A 14,109-nucleotide genomic window follows, 5' to 3' on the forward strand; every position below is an offset into this window, starting at 1 on the left:
TTGACCGCGCGCCATGGCCGTCGTGCCAACGAATTCAGGCCAGTACGGCGACGGCCTTGATCTGCGCCCACAAATGCTGGCCCGGGTGTATGCCGAGCTGATCCCGGGAAAACCGCGTGATCCGCGCCAGCAGCGGTGTGCCGCCGGCATCGAGACGAATCAGCACATGCGCGGCATTGTCCGCCGCCAGCTCGCTGACCACGGTAACCGGCAAGCGATTGAGGATGCTGCTGGCCTCGCTGTTGTGCAGGGCCAGACTGATGTCCCGCGCATGCACCTTGCAGCGCAGGGCTTGGCCGACTGCCATCGGCGCGTGAGTCACCCGGATGTTCATGGCAGTCGCCGGCAATTGCAGACTCAGCAACTGGTACTCGGCATCGTAGGCGCTGACCTGGCCTTCGATGATCACCCCGGCGTCATCGCCCATCGCCATTGGCAGATCCAGCCGGGCGAGGGTTTCGCCAATCGGGCCGCTGGCCAGGGCCTTGCCGTCGCTGAGCAACACCAGATGATCGGCCAGGCGAGCCACTTCATCTTGCGCGTGGCTGACGTAGAGCACTGGAATCTCCAGCTCATCGTGCAGACGTTGCAGATACGGCAGGATTTCGTTTTTGCGCTGGCTGTCGAGGGCGGCCAGCGGCTCATCCATCAGCAACAGTTTCGGGCTGGTCAACAGTGCGCGGGCGATGCCGACACGCTGGCGTTCGCCGCCGGACAGGTGCTGCGGATGACGCTCCAGCAATTGGCCGATGCCCAGCAGTTCGGTGGCCTGCGCCATGTCGACCCGACGCTGGGCCTTGGCGATGCGTTTGAGGCCGAACTGTAGGTTGGCCAGTACCGACAGGTGCGGAAACAGACTCGCTTCCTGGAACACATAACCGATTGAACGTTTGTGCGGCGGGACAAAAATTCGTCGCTCGCTGTCCTGCCAGACTTCGTCGTTGACCTTGATAAAACCCTGTTCGGCCCGCTCAAGACCGGCGATACAACGCAGGCAGGTGGTCTTGCCTGAGCCGGAGTGACCGTAGAGCGCGGTCACGCCACGCCCTGGCAAATGCAGATCGACATCCAGGCTGAAACCCGAATAAGCGATTTTCAGACGTGCATCAATCATTGATCAGCTCCAGCCCGCGCGGGTCTTGCGGCTGGAGTAGAGCGCCAGCAACACCAGAAACGAAAACACCAGCATCGCCCCGGCCAGCCAATGGGCCTGGGCATATTCCATGGCCTCGACATGGTCGTAGATTTGCACCGAGACCACTCGGGTCTTGTCGGGAATGTTGCCGCCGATCATCAGCACGACGCCGAATTCACCGACGGTGTGCGCGAAGCCGAGGATCGCCGCGGTCACGAAACCGGGGCGGGCCAGAGGCAGGATCACGCTGAAAAAAGTGTCCCATGGATTGGCGCGCAACGTTGCGGCCACTTCCAGTGGGCGGGTGCCGATCGCCGAGAATGCGTTTTGCAACGGTTGCACAACAAACGGCATGGAATAGATCACCGAACCGATCACCAGCCCGGTGAAGCTGAAAGTCAGGGTGCCCAGGCCCAGCCACTGAGTGAAATGGCCGAGAAAGCCGTTGGGCCCCATCGCCAGCAGCAGATAGAAGCCGATCACGGTCGGCGGCAGTACGAGGGGCAGGGCGACGATTGCGCCGATGGGACCGCGCAGCCAGGAACGGCTGCGCGACAACCACAGCGCAATCGGAGTGCCGACGACCAGCAGAATAGCGGTGGTCAGGGACGCCAGTTTCAGGGTCAGCCAGATCGCCGCGAAGTCGGCACTCGTCAGCGACATTTAGAGCTGGTAACCGTAGGACTTGATCACCGCAGCGGCTTTCGGGCCTTTGAGGTATTCAACCAAGGCTTTGGCGGCGGCGCTGTCCTTGCCTTTGTTCAGAATCACCGCATCCTGTTTGATCGGGTCGTGCATGTTCGCTGGAACGATCCATGCCGAACCGCTGGTGACCTTGCCGTCCTTGTAGATCTGCGACAGCGCCACGAAGCCCAGTTCAGCGTTGCCGGTGGACACGAACTGATAGGCCTGAGTGATGTTCTGGCCTTCGACGATCTTGGCTTTGGTCGCCTCAGTCAGCTTGAGTTTTTCCAGCACCTGAGTGGCTGCCAGGCCATATGGCGCGGCTTTCGGATTGGCGATGGACAGGTGCTGGTACTCGTTTTTCTTCAGGACTTCACCCTTCGAATCGACGTAACCTTCTTTCGCCGACCACAGCGCCAGGGTGCCGATGGCGTAGGTGAAGCGCGAGCCTTTGACGGTGTCGCCTTCGGTTTCCAGTTTTGCCGGAGTGGTGTCGTCAGCCGAGAGGAACACTTCGAACGGTGCGCCGTTCTTGATCTGGGTATAGAACTGACCGGTGGCACCGTAGACGGCGACCAGTTTGTGCCCGGTGTCTTTTTCGAAATCGGCAGCAATTGCCTGGATCGGTGCGGTGAAGTTAGCGGCAACCGCCACCTGCACTTCATCAGCCTGAGCGGCGCCGAAAGCGAATACCGCCAGCAGGGACGCCAGGCAGGTTGGGGCAAAACGTGAGGCACGAATGGTCATGTAACAGCTCCGTTATGGGCGAGTGCAGAGGGCAGTTATTGTTGTGGGTGGACTGCACCGATGCGAGGGGGTGAAACGCTATATAGCGAAATATATAGCGAAATGCCGCTAAACAGGAAGTGCTGTTGTATACAGGATGAAGCTATGACACGCCTCACCCCGGATCGGATCAGCGACGGACCAATTTTTCCAGCGCGCCTTGCGCCAGTTCCTGGGTCAGTTCTGCGCTGCTCAGCTCCTTGCCCAGCGGGAAAGCCTGACCGGCCCAGAGGTTACTGAATTGCGCTTCACTTTTGGCGCGCAGTGGCATCAGCGCCCCGCCAGCCAGCGGGAACGCCGGGGCGATGGGCGACATCGGCCCGACTTCGCGCATCACCCGGTTGAGAATGCCGCGAGCCGGACGGCCGGTGAACAGGTTGGTCATCGCGGTTTCACTTTCCTTGGCGGTACGCAGCGCCTGGTGATGCGAGGCGCTGACTTTCGCTTCCGGGGTGAACAGATACGCGGTGCCCACCTGTACCGCTGACGCGCCGAGCAGCAACGCCGCGGCCACACCGCGCGCATCGGCGATGGCCCCGGCAGCGATCACCGGCACCTTCACCGCATCGACGATCTGCGGAACCAGAGCAAAGGTGCCGACCTGGCTACTCAGGTCATCGCTGAGAAACATCCCGCGATGCCCGCCAGCCTCGTAACCCATGGCGATGATCGCGTCGCAACCGTTTTGCTCAAGCCACACCGCTTCATCGACAGTGGTGGCGGACGAGAGAATTTTCGCACCCGTCGCCTTGACACGATCCAGCAAGGATTTCTCCGGCAGACCAAAATGAAAACTCACCACTTCCGGGCGAAACTCTTCGAGCACGGCGCACGCTGCCGCATCGAATGGCGCCCGGTTGGAAACCGGTGTCGGTGCGTCGAAATCGACACCCAGTTCGCGGTAGTACGGCTCCAGCAGATTTTTCCAGTCTTGCGCGCGCTGTTCATTGGCGGCCGGTGGCTGGTGGCAGAAGAAATTGACGTTGAACGGCTTGCGAGTGTGCTCGCGAATGGTCTTCAGCTCTTCGCGCAACTGCTCGATGCTCAGCATCGCGGCTGGCATCGAACCCAAGCCGCCGGCGTTGCACACGGCGATCACCATGGACGAGTTCGTGGCACCGGCCATCGGGGCCTGGATGATCGGCAGCTCGATACCGAGCAGGTCAAGGATGCGGGTGTCAGGCCATTGGCTCATGGAAGCGGTTCTCCGAACGATGAAGCGGGGCAGGGACGGCAGAACCGGTTTTTTAACAGCTAAACCGGCCCCAGGGCCAGCCCGATTTTTTCGCACACGGACAGTCGCGCGCCGTCAGCGTCGATGAAAACCACCGCCACCGCCGCCTCCAAATGATCGGTTCATGACTTGCGAGGAATTGTGAAAGTTGTTGGTTCGCTGGTTGCCGAAGTTACGTGCCGCCGACTCGCGATTGAGGTTTTGCAACTGGGCATTGTTGTTGACCGGTGCCGTGCGAGTCGGGCTGCCCTTGACCATCGATTGCCAGCCGTTGTCGGTTTTCTTGTAGACGTTGCCGTCGTGCCCGGCATAGACGTTGTCGCCCACTCGCGCGGCGCCGCCGTTACGTCCTTTCACGCCGCCATATTGTGTGGTCTTGTCGGTGTTGGGGTTGTACACCGCGCCACGATTGGCGGTGACCTGGGTGCCATTGCGAGCGTTGCCTGCGGTCACTTTTCCACCGGCGATGGCGCCACCGTTCGGCCCGACCACCTCACCACTGCGCCCGGCCGCGTAATTGCCGTTGTAGACATTGTGTACGGCTCCGCGCTGGCCTGCGGCCGCAATGCCGGTGCGCGAGTTGTAGGAGGAGCCGACCTGGCCGGCCCAGCGATTGCCGGTCCAGGCGTTGTATCCGGCGCCATAGCGACTCACCGTCGCGCGATCGCCCCACTGCCGATAAATGTTGCCGGTGGTGCCGGCCCAGCCACCGGGACCCCAGGCCACGGCGCCCCGCGATAGCCGTAAGCGGCGCCGCCCCAGGCCAGCGGCGCGGGGTACAGGCGCGGTCCCCAGGCGTAACCCCAGCCGTAATTGCCCCACCATGGATAAGCGCCCCAGCCCCAACCCATCGCCACGGTGTTGCCGCCCCAGCTCCAGCCGAAGCCGAAACCGAAGGTCCAGCCAGTCCACGGCGTGTAGCGCATGGCGACGCCGAAACCGTAGGTCACCGGCGGCCCGTACCAGACGCTGCCGACCCACGGCGTGTACGGATAACCGGTGCCGTAGACCACCACACCCGTGGCCGGATCCAGATTCGATCCTTGATAGCCGGGGGTGTAGCCCACCACCACGGTATCGCCGCTGGATTCATAGACTTTGACGTAGGTGAGGTAATGCATCGGTGAACTCGGCGGGATCGAATAGATCACCGCCGGTACGGAGCTGGCCACGGCCCAAGGCCCGTTAACCGAGGTGGCGGTGAACCAGATTCCGTTTTCCACCGCATACCAGCTGTCGCTGTCGACTCGAATGATCGGCGTCGCGCTGTTGACCACGTATTGCAGCGGCGTGCTGTTGATCGCCTTCAACTGCGGCTCGCCATCGAACTGCGGCGCGGTCATTTTCACTGCGCTTTTCTTGATCGCCGAGGTTTGCGGAATGGTTGCAGCGATCGCGGCTTCCCTGGCCTGTGGCGTTCCGGCGACCGACGCCTTGACGTTCTCTTTCGGGCTGTCATCCGGGATATTGGCGAAGTCTGCCGGCAGTTTGTCAGCCGGGGTAAACGTCCATGGGCCTTGCATGTCAGCGGCGCGTAACCAGCGGCCGGAGATCAGCACGTAACTGTTCTGGTCGCCGATTTCCTTGAAGATATGCCCGGTGGTATTGCTCACATACAGCAGACGGGTGCCCTGTATCGGCAGCCACTGCGGCGCGCCGTCGGTGACGATCAGTTCAGTGGGCGTGGTGGCGATGAAGATTTTCGGTTGCGGTGATTTGGCCAGACTCGGAACCTTGTCTTTCGGATCGCTCTGGCCGGTCAGCAGATCGACCTGACGACTCTGGATCGCCGCCTGTTTGGCTTTCTCCAGATCAGCCGGCGGCGTGGCCAGACGGGTGTATTCGCCGTTCAGACTGCCAGCGACCATCCAGCCGTCGAACACGTGCAGGTAGTGTTTGCCCTCGGCGTCCTTGAGCAATAGCGGACGGGTGTTGATCACGCGTTGCAGCTCGGTGCCCTCGACCGCCCGGTAGACGGCGTCGCCATCGATGTAGACGAGCAGGGCAGGGACGTCGGAACTGATGATCGCGGGCGGGGTATTTTCCAGTGGCGCGCTGTCGGCTTTCTGCTCTGCCGACAGCACGCCGACCGCTGCTTCGAGTTGATCGAGGGATATGGTTTTCTTGCGGCTTTCGGCATCTTTTTGCAGGGCTCCAAGCCAGACGTCGGCCTGACTGGCATCGGCGGGGAAGTCGGCCTTGATGATCTTGTATTGATCCAGCGCGACCCAGCGCGTGGCCTTGTCGACCAGCGTGTGCGCGCTGAACTGGACAATGCCGAAAGTGGGTTTGCCATCGGCTCCGGTGGCTTCGACGGCAGCGCGGGCATTGAGGGTGTAGCCATCCCAACTGTCGAGTTGCGGCTGATACACGGTGAGTCTGGCCTTGCCGCTGGTAATCACTTGCGGCCATGTCGGCGCGCTGCCCGCAGTGTCTTTCGTCGCAGGGGGGGAGGCTGCCCAAGTGTCGCCAATGATCAGCAGGCACAGCATCAGCATCGCTAGCAATGAGCGCGGGTAAGGCATTGTCAGCTCCATCGACAAGGGCCGCTTTCAGCAGGGATGACAGCGAAAGCACGACCGTCGAAAAAGCATAGCCGCCCGCTTCACAATTACTTGGCGGATTTGCGAATTGGCGCAAAGTCGGGTGGGGCAATGTGTTGCTTTGTGTTATTTCAGGGCACGAGGATTTGAACCCATTGATTGAGAGGCAGCCATGTTCAACGGCATTTTGATCGACAAAGACGACAGCGGTTACCACGCCAGCCTGCAGCAGATCAGCGAAGCGCAGTTGCCTGAAGGCAACGTGACGGTGAAGGTTGCGTACAGCACGCTGAACTTCAAGGACGGTCTGGCGATTACCGGCAGCAGTCCGGTGGTGCGCAAGTTTCCGATGGTGCCGGGGATCGATCTGGCGGGCACGGTGGAAGTCAGTTCGCATCCCGACTACCAGGCCGGTGATCAGGTGCTGCTCAATGGTTGGGGTGTGGGCGAAAGTCACTGGGGCGGGCTGGCGCAGAAGGCGCGGCTCAATGGTGACTGGCTCATTCCGTTGCCCAAAGCCTTTACCGCCGCGCAAGCCATGGCCATCGGTACCGCCGGCTACACGGCGATGCTGTGCATTCTGGCGCTGGAGCGTAACGGCGTGACCCCGGATCAGGGTGAAGTGCTGGTGACCGGCGCCAATGGCGGGGTGGGCAGTTTCGCCATCGCCTTGCTCAGCAAGCTCGGTTATCGCGTGGTGGCGTCCACGGGCCGGGTGTCCGAGCATGACTACCTGATGCAACTGGGCGCCAGCGAGATCATCGACCGCGCAACCTTGTCGGAGCCGGGCAGACCGCTGGCCAAGGAACGTTGGGCCGGGGTGATCGATTCGGTCGGCAGTCACACCTTGGCCAACGCTTGCGCCAGTACCCGCGCCGAGGGCACCGTCGCTGCCTGCGGTCTGGCTCAGGGCATGGATTTTCCGGCGTCGGTGGCGCCGTTCATTCTGCGCGGCGTGACGCTAGCAGGGATCAACAGCGTAACTCAGCCCAAAGCGCGGCGGATCGAGGCCTGGGCGCGTCTGGCCAAGGATCTGGACTTCGCCCTTTTGCCATTGATCAGTCACGAAATCGCCCTGAGCGAGGCCATCGACGCGGCGCCCAAGTTGCTCGCCGGACAGCTGCGCGGCAGGGTTGTGGTCGACGTCAATCGCTGACAGAGTAGGCGTCATTGCGGCCCGTGTGGCCGCATCTCTATTTAGGGAGCGGCAATTTCGATGGATTTGAAACGACAGCAAATCGACGCCTTCACCGTTGCCGGCCTGCGCGTGCGTACCACCAACGCCACAGAGCACCAAGCCGAAACCGCGAAAATCGGCCCGATGTGGGGCCGGTTTTTCGGCGAGGAGTTGGCCGAATCCATTCCCGGCAAGTCAGCCAATTCGCCAATTTATGGCGTGTATTCGGCTTACGAGTCGGATGCCTCGGGTGAGTTCGATGTCACTGCCGGCGTCACCGTGAATGCCCCGACCAAAGACTTCGAGTCGGTCCTGATCGAGGCGGGCGAGTATCTGGTATTCGAAGCGCAGGGGCCGTTACCTGACGCGGTCATCTCGACCTGGGGAAAGATCTGGAAGTTCTTTGAGGAGAATCCGCAGATCCAGCGCCGTTACGCTACCGACTTCGAGGCCTATACCGGCCCCGAGTCCGTGTCGGTCTACATCGGCGTGCGCTAAGACTGGGTTTCGCGTTCCAGCAACTGGCGCTTGCGCTCTACGCCCCAGCGATACCCCGAGAGATTGCCATCGCTGCGCACCACGCGGTGGCAGGGGATTGCTACGGCCAAGCGGTTGGCGCCACACGCCTGCGCCACGGCGCGCATCGAGGTCGGCGCACCAATGCGTTGAGCGATCTCGGCGTAACTGGCGGTGCGGCCCGCCGGGATTTCCCGCAGTGCCTGCCACACCCGTTCCTGAAACGCCGTACCGCGTACGTCCAGTGGCAAGTCGAGGCCCAGTGCCGGGGCTTCGATGAAACCCACCACTTTGGCAATCAACTGTTCGAACTCGGCATCGGCGCCAATCAGGTTGGCCTGACGGAACTGATCCTGCAGGTCGCAGACCAGTTGATGTGGATCATCGCCCAAGAGAATCGCGCACACGCCGCGTTCGCTTTGCGCCACCAGAATCGCCCCGAGCGAGCATTGGCCGACGGCGAAATGAATGTCGTTGTTGCGCCCGGCAGCGCGGTAGTCGCCGGGCTTCATGCCCAGGACCTTGTCGGCTGATTCGTAAAAGCGACTGTTGGAATTGAAGCCGGCGTCGTACAGCGCATCAGTGACCGAGCCGCCACCCGCAAGCCGTTCCCGCACCCTGCGCGAGCGATGCGCCGCTGCGTAACCCTTGGGCGTCAGGCCGGTAGCGGCCTTGAACACCCGGTGAAAATGGAAAGGACTGAGGCCGGCAGCTTCGGCGAGTTCGCTGAGCGCGGGCGCCGTTTCGCAAGACTCGATGTGTCGGCAGGCCATCGCCACGGTCGCGGCGTGCTGGCTGGCGACGTCAGTCTGATCCTTGCTCGCGCGCTTGCTCGGGCGGTAACCCGCCGCCTCGGCGGCTTCGGCGTTGTCGAAGAATTCGACATTCTGCGGCTTGGGCAACCGCGACAGGCTGCTCGGGCGGCAATAGATGCCGGTAGTCTTCACCGCGTAGACAAACTGCCCGTCGGCCCGTGGGTCCCGCGCAACGACGGCAGCCCAGCGTGGATCGGTTTCAACGTTGATGATTGGCGACAGTTTTTTCATGGCGAGTAGTCCGTTGACCTGTTTGATTCAGGTTAACCAGCGGCGATGTTCGTAACACTCCGGGCCTTGCGGTCAAACTTTTCAGGATCATCCGGCAACACGGAAAGTCAGGTTGATCCGCCGTTCGCCCAGACGCGGATGCTGGCCGGGCTTGATCGGCAGCACCCCGTGAAAACGCAGGCGATCAACGCCGCCCCAGATCACCATGTCGCCGTGCAGCAGAGGAATGCGCTGGCTCTTGTCGCTGCGGGCAAAACCACCGAACAGGAACATGGCCGGCAAGCCCAGGGACAGTGAGACGATCGGCGCGGCGTAGGCATTTTCGTCTTTGTCCTGATGCAAAGACATCTTGGCCCCGGGGATATATTGGTTGATCAGGCAGGAATCTGCGCGGAAGTCGGCAAATCCTGCACGCTGCGCCGCTGTCTGTGCCAGCTCGGACAGCACTTGAGGCATCGCAGGCCAGGGCTTGCCGGTCAACGGGTCCACCGCGCTGTAGCGATAACCGCTGCGGTCGGTGATCCAGCCCAGTGCGCCGCAACTGCTGGTGCCCACCGACATGCTGAAACCGCCCGGCGTCATCATGTGACGCAACGGCGCTGCGGCGAGAACGGCATCCAGCGCCGGCAGCAGTTGATCGAGCACCGGCAGGGCGAAGCCGCGCAACACCCACGATTGCTCGCCGATCTGTTCGGTACGGGGTTGCTGCTCGGGTTCGTGGTCGGCGAACAGGTCGAAAGTGGTCGGTTGCATGCTGCTCAGGACGCGTCGTGGAAGATGATGCCTAGGGTATGCCGATTTCCACTGTGCAGGCGACTGACGCCGTGACGCATGGTCACCCGGTAGTCGCCGCGTGTGCCTCTGACCGGGCGCTGGTTCACTGCAAAAAGCACTGCATCACCCTTGTGCAGATCCACGACGTGCGGACGCGACTGCATGCGCGGGCGTTGCTCGGTCATGACGAACTCGCCGCCGGTAAAGTCTTGCCCCGGCGTTGACAGAAGAATCGCCACCTGCAGAGGGAAAACCAGTTCTCCATACAGATCCTGATGCAGGCAGTTGTAGTCCTGCGGGCCGTATTGCAACAGCAGTGGCGTCGGTCGCAACTGGCCGGCGGCGTGGCACTGCTGCAAAAACTCGGCATGGGTTGCGGGAAATCGGACGGGCAAATTCATGCGTTCGTACCAGCGATTAGCCAACGGCATCAGGCGCGGGTATAGCGCGTTGCGCAGACGTTCGAGGGTGGTCGGAAGGGGATATCGAAAGTATTTGTACTCCCCGCGACCGAAACCGTGGCGGGCCATGATGACCTGCGAGCGAAACGGTTCGGTCTGTGAATACAGGGCGCTCAAGCGCTCACAGGCTGGCGCCGACAGCAACGAACGGATGATGGCGTAGCCGTATTGATCCAGTTGCTGCTCCAGGCTGGGCCAATCGAGCGCATCCAGCCGTGACGGGGACATTGACATGCTGACTCCTGAACACTTGGTCTAGGCTGTCAGTCTGGGCAAGTCCCTGCTGCAGAACACCCCGCCGCTTGCGGTTGAATTCGACGGACTGGGTTACAGGGCTTTGCTGACGGCGATATCGCTGATCACGTCACCGGTCTGGCCGTGGATGGCATCCAGTGCAGCCTTGGCTTCTTCCACGGTGCCGTGCTCCAGTTGTGCGAACTCGAAGCGGCGATCACCGTTGAGCTTGTATTTGATGACGTATTTGGTCGTTTGGGCCACGGTCATACTTACCTTGTGTTAGGGCGACTCAGCTGAGTTTGGTGCTGGAGCGGCGGATGATCTTGATCGAGTGGGTCAGGGTCGGTTTGCGCGTGACGCTGATGGCGCGACGGCTGACGGTGTCGATGGTGATGTTCCAGAAGCCGGTGCTCGGCGCGGTGATGCGCGCAGGAAACTTGTCGAAAGCGCCGCCGTGGTAGGTGTGGCGTCCGCCATTCTTGAACGCGCGGAAGTTGGCGTCGTTCATCAATCGGATGTTGCAGGTTTGCGAGCATTGGATGACGACAATGTCGTCTTCGTTGAGGTGCTCGCGCTGGTGAATGAATTTCATGGGCGCCTCCAGAAGGGCTTTTTCTACTAAATCAAAACGATAGCATGTGCGATTGGCGCAGTTTATCAGCCCGAACGGGTTATTATCCCGCCGTCGAGCGCTGCTTTGACAATTAAAAACAGTTATTCGCGATTCGATGCGGGTTTAATGGAGTAAGCCTCGGAGAAAAATGGCATTACTGCTGTCCGAGGGTCTTTATGGGAGGTATTTGTATGAAGTGGGGTGTGGTGTGTCTGCCGTTGATGTTGGTCATGGGTGGTTGCGCGAGTGTTTCCGAGATCAATGAAACCTTGCCGACCATGAGCGTGATTTCCGGCAAGAAACCCCATGAGTATGCTCAGTGCCTTGCGGACAAGCTGGCCAACAGCCGTGGCGCGCTGCAGATGCAGCCGCACAAGGATGGCGTGCGAGTGATTGTCCCCGGGAAATTTTCCACTGGCGCGGCAGCGGTGTTTGACATCGACGACCGCTCCGGCGGCAGCAGCATCAAGCTGCATGAGCGCATGTCCAATGTGCCGATTCGCCCTCGTGACGTGCAAAACGCCGCCAATGCCTGTATTTCCGGCTGATAGAATAGCGGCCATCAGCACCGATGCCGTCACAGTCATGCTGTGACGGCATTTTCATTTCTGGAGTCGCGCATGAAGCGAGAGCAAGTACGGGAACGGCATGCAGAGGGCCTTATCTCTGCCACGCATGTGATTCAAAATCCGGCGAACCCGGGTGAGTGGATCGTTTTTTTCAAGAAGAGCGCCGGTCGCAGCTATTTCCTGGTGGACGATAACGACGAAGTCGAATCCTTTGCCCGGCTCGACGACTTGATCGAGATCGTGCGTGGGCTCGGGATCAAATTCGCCGAGATTCACATGTAGGGTCTATTTGCAGACCACCACCACGCTACGGTTTTTGTAGTTGCCGACATCGACCCCCAAAGTCTTGTCGCTTTCTTTGGGTGCCGGCGTGCCATCGGTTCCGACAATGCGATAACCGGTGCCGGCACAGGAGGCATCGGCCTTCTCATAGCAGGTGGCCCAAGAGTTGGCCTCGCCCGAGCAATCGATGGTCAGGCCCTGTTCGCCGTTGTTCAGGTAGGTGGTTTGCGAGGTGGCACAGCCACCCAAGGCCAATACCGCGATCAGCGGCAGCAATCTGTTCATGTTCATAGGTGTGTCGTCTTCAGCGATGGAGGGGCTAAACGCTCTGACAGCGCCGGAGTGAAAAGGTTATAGCGATTGGCCACTTGTTTGCGCTGGTGTGCCCGGCAGTCACAAAAAGCCCTGCACAAGGGCAGGGCTCGGGATGTGTCGCAACCGATCAGTCCTGATCTTTGCCACGGCGTTTGGACGACGCCGGGGTGTCGGTGAACACCGACGCCACATCAGTCGCCAACTGCTCGCTGTCGAAAGGCCCGGCGATGTGTTCGCCATTGGTAGTGGTCAGCGTCCACTTGCCGTCTTTCTTGTCGATCACATACCCGTTGATGATTTTTACCGCGGCCATCTATTTGTCTCGTTCGCTGGTTCAAAGGCGCCATGATACCGACAAATCCTCACATTGGGGGACGATGAGCGTATGGTGATGCAGCGCATTTGCGTGTTTGAGCTACTCTGTTTTCGCGGGTCGAAGACGCCAACGGAACTATCGGAGAGAATATTTCTCTATGTTGGCATCGGTTAGCCAGTGCGGGGCATTGTAAGGTGCACGCCGCCTGATTAGACTGCGCCGAAACTCGTACACACAGCCCTTTCAAGGACTTATATGATCAAGAAATGCTTGTTCCCAGCAGCCGGTTACGGTACTCGCTTCCTGCCAGCGACTAAAGCCATGCCCAAAGAAATGCTGCCGGTGGTAAACAAGCCACTGATCCAGTACGGCGTTGAAGAAGCTCTGGATGCTGGCCTGACTGAAATCTCGATCGTGACCGGTCGTGGCAAGCGTGCTCTGGAAGACCACTTCGACATCAGCTATGAGCTGGAAAACCAGATCAAAGGCACCGACAAGGAAAAATACCTGGTCGGCATCCGCAAGCTGCTCGACGAGTGCTCGTTCTCCTACACCCGTCAGACCGAAATGAAAGGCCTGGGCCACGCGATTCTGACCGGTCGCCCACTGATCGGTGACGAGCCGTTCGCCGTGGTACTGGCGGACGACCTGTGCGTCAACCTCGAAGGCGACGGCGTACTGACCCAGATGGTCAAGCTGTACAAGCAGTTCCGCTGCTCGATCATCGCCATTCAGGAAGTCGATCCGCAGGAAACCAGCAAATACGGCGTGATTGCTGGCGAGATGATCCGCGACGACATCTACCGCGTACACAGCATGGTCGAGAAGCCAAAGCCGGAAGACGCTCCGTCGAACCTGGCGATCATCGGTCGTTATATCCTGACTCCGGACATCTTCGATCTGATCGAACAGACCGAGCCAGGCAAGGGTGGCGAAATCCAGATCACCGACGCCCTGATGAAACAGGCCCAGAATGGCTGCGTAATGGCTTACAAGTTCAAGGGCAAGCGTTTTGACTGCGGTGGCGCCGAAGGCTACATCGAAGCCACCAACTTCTGCTTCGAGAACTTCTACAAGACCGGCAAGGCTTACTGATAGCGCCGGATCTGCATCGCGAAGGGTGTGAAAGCACCCAAGTGAACGCACCCACAAACGCCCCGACTTGTTCGGGGCGTTTGTTTTTGTGCTGGAAAAATCCGTGAGCCGGGCGCTGCGATTTACTCACGCCCTCTGAGCGCGCTGGCTGCTTTTTCAAGGGGAGGGCACCTTCGAGCATGCTGGCTGTGCCGATCCGCTTCAAACGGCACAGCAGAGCCCCGCACAAGCGAGCAACCTGTCCGCCCGGAACGAAAAAAGCTCCGTATCTTGCGATACGGAGCTTTTTCTTTATACGTTGCGCCGCTTGCGATCTCTCGAAACCG

Annotated in this window: 18 protein-coding genes; 5 read left to right on the forward strand and 13 right to left on the reverse strand. The window is 60.4% G+C overall.

Annotated elements, in window-relative coordinates; translation table 11 throughout:
• Window positions 1–34 precede the first annotated feature (34 nt).
• From modC to JFU48_RS20735, 6 genes are all read right to left on the reverse strand, one after another.
• Window positions 35–1,114 carry a molybdenum ABC transporter ATP-binding protein gene (modC, locus tag JFU48_RS20715; protein ID WP_201137485.1) on the reverse strand — a complete coding sequence of 360 codons (1,080 nt, stop codon included), beginning with the start codon at window positions 1,112–1,114 and terminating at the stop codon, window positions 35–37.
• Window positions 1,115–1,117: 3 nt separating this feature from the next.
• Entirely contained in the window at window positions 1,118–1,798 is a 681-nt protein-coding gene (gene modB, locus JFU48_RS20720) for a molybdate ABC transporter permease subunit (protein ID WP_003225407.1), read from the reverse strand.
• Window positions 1,799–2,566, reverse strand: coding sequence for a molybdate ABC transporter substrate-binding protein (modA, locus tag JFU48_RS20725; protein ID WP_242486689.1), 768 nt, complete (start codon window positions 2,564–2,566; stop codon window positions 1,799–1,801). It abuts the gene before it with no gap.
• Between the two features lie 169 nt (window positions 2,567–2,735).
• Complete coding sequence (locus tag JFU48_RS20730; protein WP_003225405.1) at window positions 2,736–3,800, reverse strand: NAD(P)H-dependent flavin oxidoreductase; 1,065 nt, start codon at window positions 3,798–3,800, stop codon at window positions 2,736–2,738.
• Between the two features lie 114 nt (window positions 3,801–3,914).
• Window positions 3,915–4,565 (reverse strand): hypothetical protein, encoded by a 651-nt coding sequence (locus JFU48_RS30025; protein WP_242486690.1) that lies wholly within the window; start codon window positions 4,563–4,565, stop codon window positions 3,915–3,917.
• On the reverse strand, window positions 4,490–6,364 hold the full coding sequence (locus JFU48_RS20735; protein ID WP_242486691.1) for an autotransporter: 1,875 nt from the start codon (window positions 6,362–6,364) through the stop codon (window positions 4,490–4,492). Before JFU48_RS20735 ends, JFU48_RS30025 begins: the two co-directional genes overlap by 76 nt.
• Before the next feature lie 190 nt (window positions 6,365–6,554).
• Here JFU48_RS20735 and acuI point away from each other — a divergent pair, with 190 nt between their 5' ends.
• Both acuI and JFU48_RS20745 read left to right on the forward strand, forming a co-directional pair.
• Window positions 6,555–7,538, forward strand: a complete 984-nt coding sequence (gene acuI, locus JFU48_RS20740; protein WP_201137486.1) for an acrylyl-CoA reductase (NADPH) — start codon at window positions 6,555–6,557, stop codon at window positions 7,536–7,538.
• Window positions 7,539–7,598: 60 nt separating this feature from the next.
• Window positions 7,599–8,057, forward strand: a complete 459-nt coding sequence (locus JFU48_RS20745; RefSeq protein WP_201137487.1) for a GyrI-like domain-containing protein — start codon at window positions 7,599–7,601, stop codon at window positions 8,055–8,057.
• Here the strand turns inward: JFU48_RS20745 and ada are convergent.
• From ada to JFU48_RS20770, 5 genes are all read right to left on the reverse strand, one after another.
• The gene (gene ada, locus JFU48_RS20750) at window positions 8,054–9,121 is read right to left on the reverse strand and encodes a bifunctional DNA-binding transcriptional regulator/O6-methylguanine-DNA methyltransferase Ada (RefSeq protein ID WP_201137488.1); all 1,068 of its coding nucleotides are present in this window, start codon (window positions 9,119–9,121) and stop codon (window positions 8,054–8,056) included. The two genes, JFU48_RS20745 and ada, sit on opposite strands and share 4 nt — an antisense overlap.
• Before the next feature lie 87 nt (window positions 9,122–9,208).
• Window positions 9,209–9,874 (reverse strand): DNA oxidative demethylase AlkB, encoded by a 666-nt coding sequence (gene alkB / locus JFU48_RS20755; protein WP_201137489.1) that lies wholly within the window; start codon window positions 9,872–9,874, stop codon window positions 9,209–9,211.
• 5 nt (window positions 9,875–9,879) lie between these two features.
• Complete coding sequence (locus JFU48_RS20760; RefSeq protein WP_201137490.1) at window positions 9,880–10,590, reverse strand: 2OG-Fe(II) oxygenase; 711 nt, start codon at window positions 10,588–10,590, stop codon at window positions 9,880–9,882.
• A 93-nt stretch (window positions 10,591–10,683) separates the two neighbouring features.
• Window positions 10,684–10,860 carry a hypothetical protein gene (locus tag JFU48_RS20765; RefSeq protein ID WP_201137491.1) on the reverse strand — a complete coding sequence of 59 codons (177 nt, stop codon included), beginning with the start codon at window positions 10,858–10,860 and terminating at the stop codon, window positions 10,684–10,686.
• 22 nt (window positions 10,861–10,882) lie between these two features.
• Window positions 10,883–11,185 carry a DUF1883 domain-containing protein gene (locus JFU48_RS20770; RefSeq protein ID WP_201137492.1) on the reverse strand — a complete coding sequence of 101 codons (303 nt, stop codon included), beginning with the start codon at window positions 11,183–11,185 and terminating at the stop codon, window positions 10,883–10,885.
• 212 nt (window positions 11,186–11,397) lie between these two features.
• On the opposite strand from JFU48_RS20770, the gene JFU48_RS20775 reads away from it, so the two are divergent.
• Both JFU48_RS20775 and JFU48_RS20780 read left to right on the forward strand, forming a co-directional pair.
• Window positions 11,398–11,754: a hypothetical protein gene (locus JFU48_RS20775; protein WP_003225393.1), complete on the forward strand. Its 357-nt coding sequence runs from the start codon at window positions 11,398–11,400 to the stop codon at window positions 11,752–11,754.
• Between the two features lie 72 nt (window positions 11,755–11,826).
• Entirely contained in the window at window positions 11,827–12,057 is a 231-nt protein-coding gene (locus tag JFU48_RS20780) for a hypothetical protein (protein ID WP_003225391.1), read from the forward strand.
• A gap of 3 nt (window positions 12,058–12,060) precedes the next feature.
• Here JFU48_RS20780 and JFU48_RS20785 read toward each other — a convergent pair whose 3' ends face one another.
• Both JFU48_RS20785 and JFU48_RS20790 read right to left on the reverse strand, forming a co-directional pair.
• Window positions 12,061–12,348, reverse strand: a complete 288-nt coding sequence (locus JFU48_RS20785) for a hypothetical protein (RefSeq protein ID WP_003225390.1) — start codon at window positions 12,346–12,348, stop codon at window positions 12,061–12,063.
• 151 nt (window positions 12,349–12,499) lie between these two features.
• Window positions 12,500–12,685: a hypothetical protein gene (locus JFU48_RS20790; RefSeq protein ID WP_003225388.1), complete on the reverse strand. Its 186-nt coding sequence runs from the start codon at window positions 12,683–12,685 to the stop codon at window positions 12,500–12,502.
• Between the two features lie 258 nt (window positions 12,686–12,943).
• Between JFU48_RS20790 and galU the strand changes: the two genes are divergently transcribed.
• A complete protein-coding gene (gene galU, locus JFU48_RS20795) occupies window positions 12,944–13,783 on the forward strand; it encodes a UTP--glucose-1-phosphate uridylyltransferase GalU (RefSeq protein WP_007912230.1) in 840 nt (279 codons plus the stop codon).
• Window positions 13,784–14,109 lie beyond the last annotated feature (326 nt).

It is taken from the genome of Pseudomonas sp. TH49 (genome assembly GCF_016650625.1).
Classification (GTDB): Bacteria; Pseudomonadota; Gammaproteobacteria; order Pseudomonadales; family Pseudomonadaceae; genus Aquipseudomonas; species Aquipseudomonas fluorescens_H.

Bases quoted from the DNA above. Each gene is read 5' to 3' on its own strand.
- modC (WP_201137485.1), bottom strand. From the start codon at position 1,114: ATGATTGATGCACGTCTGAAAATCGCTTATTCGGGTTTCAGCCTGGAT.
- modB (WP_003225407.1), bottom strand. From the start codon at position 1,798: ATGTCGCTGACGAGTGCCGACTTCGCGGCGATCTGGCTGACCCTGAAA.
- modA (WP_242486689.1), bottom strand. From the start codon at position 2,566: ATGACCATTCGTGCCTCACGTTTTGCCCCAACCTGCCTGGCGTCCCTG.
- JFU48_RS20730 (WP_003225405.1), bottom strand. From the start codon at position 3,800: ATGAGCCAATGGCCTGACACCCGCATCCTTGACCTGCTCGGTATCGAG.
- JFU48_RS20735 (WP_242486691.1), bottom strand. From the start codon at position 6,364: ATGCCTTACCCGCGCTCATTGCTAGCGATGCTGATGCTGTGCCTGCTG.
- acuI (WP_201137486.1), top strand. From the start codon at position 6,555: ATGTTCAACGGCATTTTGATCGACAAAGACGACAGCGGTTACCACGCC.
- JFU48_RS20745 (WP_201137487.1), top strand. From the start codon at position 7,599: ATGGATTTGAAACGACAGCAAATCGACGCCTTCACCGTTGCCGGCCTG.
- ada (WP_201137488.1), bottom strand. From the start codon at position 9,121: ATGAAAAAACTGTCGCCAATCATCAACGTTGAAACCGATCCACGCTGG.
- alkB (WP_201137489.1), bottom strand. From the start codon at position 9,874: ATGCAACCGACCACTTTCGACCTGTTCGCCGACCACGAACCCGAGCAG.
- JFU48_RS20760 (WP_201137490.1), bottom strand. From the start codon at position 10,590: ATGTCAATGTCCCCGTCACGGCTGGATGCGCTCGATTGGCCCAGCCTG.
- JFU48_RS20765 (WP_201137491.1), bottom strand. From the start codon at position 10,860: ATGACCGTGGCCCAAACGACCAAATACGTCATCAAATACAAGCTCAAC.
- JFU48_RS20770 (WP_201137492.1), bottom strand. From the start codon at position 11,185: ATGAAATTCATTCACCAGCGCGAGCACCTCAACGAAGACGACATTGTC.
- JFU48_RS20775 (WP_003225393.1), top strand. From the start codon at position 11,398: ATGAAGTGGGGTGTGGTGTGTCTGCCGTTGATGTTGGTCATGGGTGGT.
- JFU48_RS20780 (WP_003225391.1), top strand. From the start codon at position 11,827: ATGAAGCGAGAGCAAGTACGGGAACGGCATGCAGAGGGCCTTATCTCT.
- JFU48_RS20785 (WP_003225390.1), bottom strand. From the start codon at position 12,348: ATGAACATGAACAGATTGCTGCCGCTGATCGCGGTATTGGCCTTGGGT.
- JFU48_RS20790 (WP_003225388.1), bottom strand. From the start codon at position 12,685: ATGGCCGCGGTAAAAATCATCAACGGGTATGTGATCGACAAGAAAGAC.
- galU (WP_007912230.1), top strand. From the start codon at position 12,944: ATGATCAAGAAATGCTTGTTCCCAGCAGCCGGTTACGGTACTCGCTTC.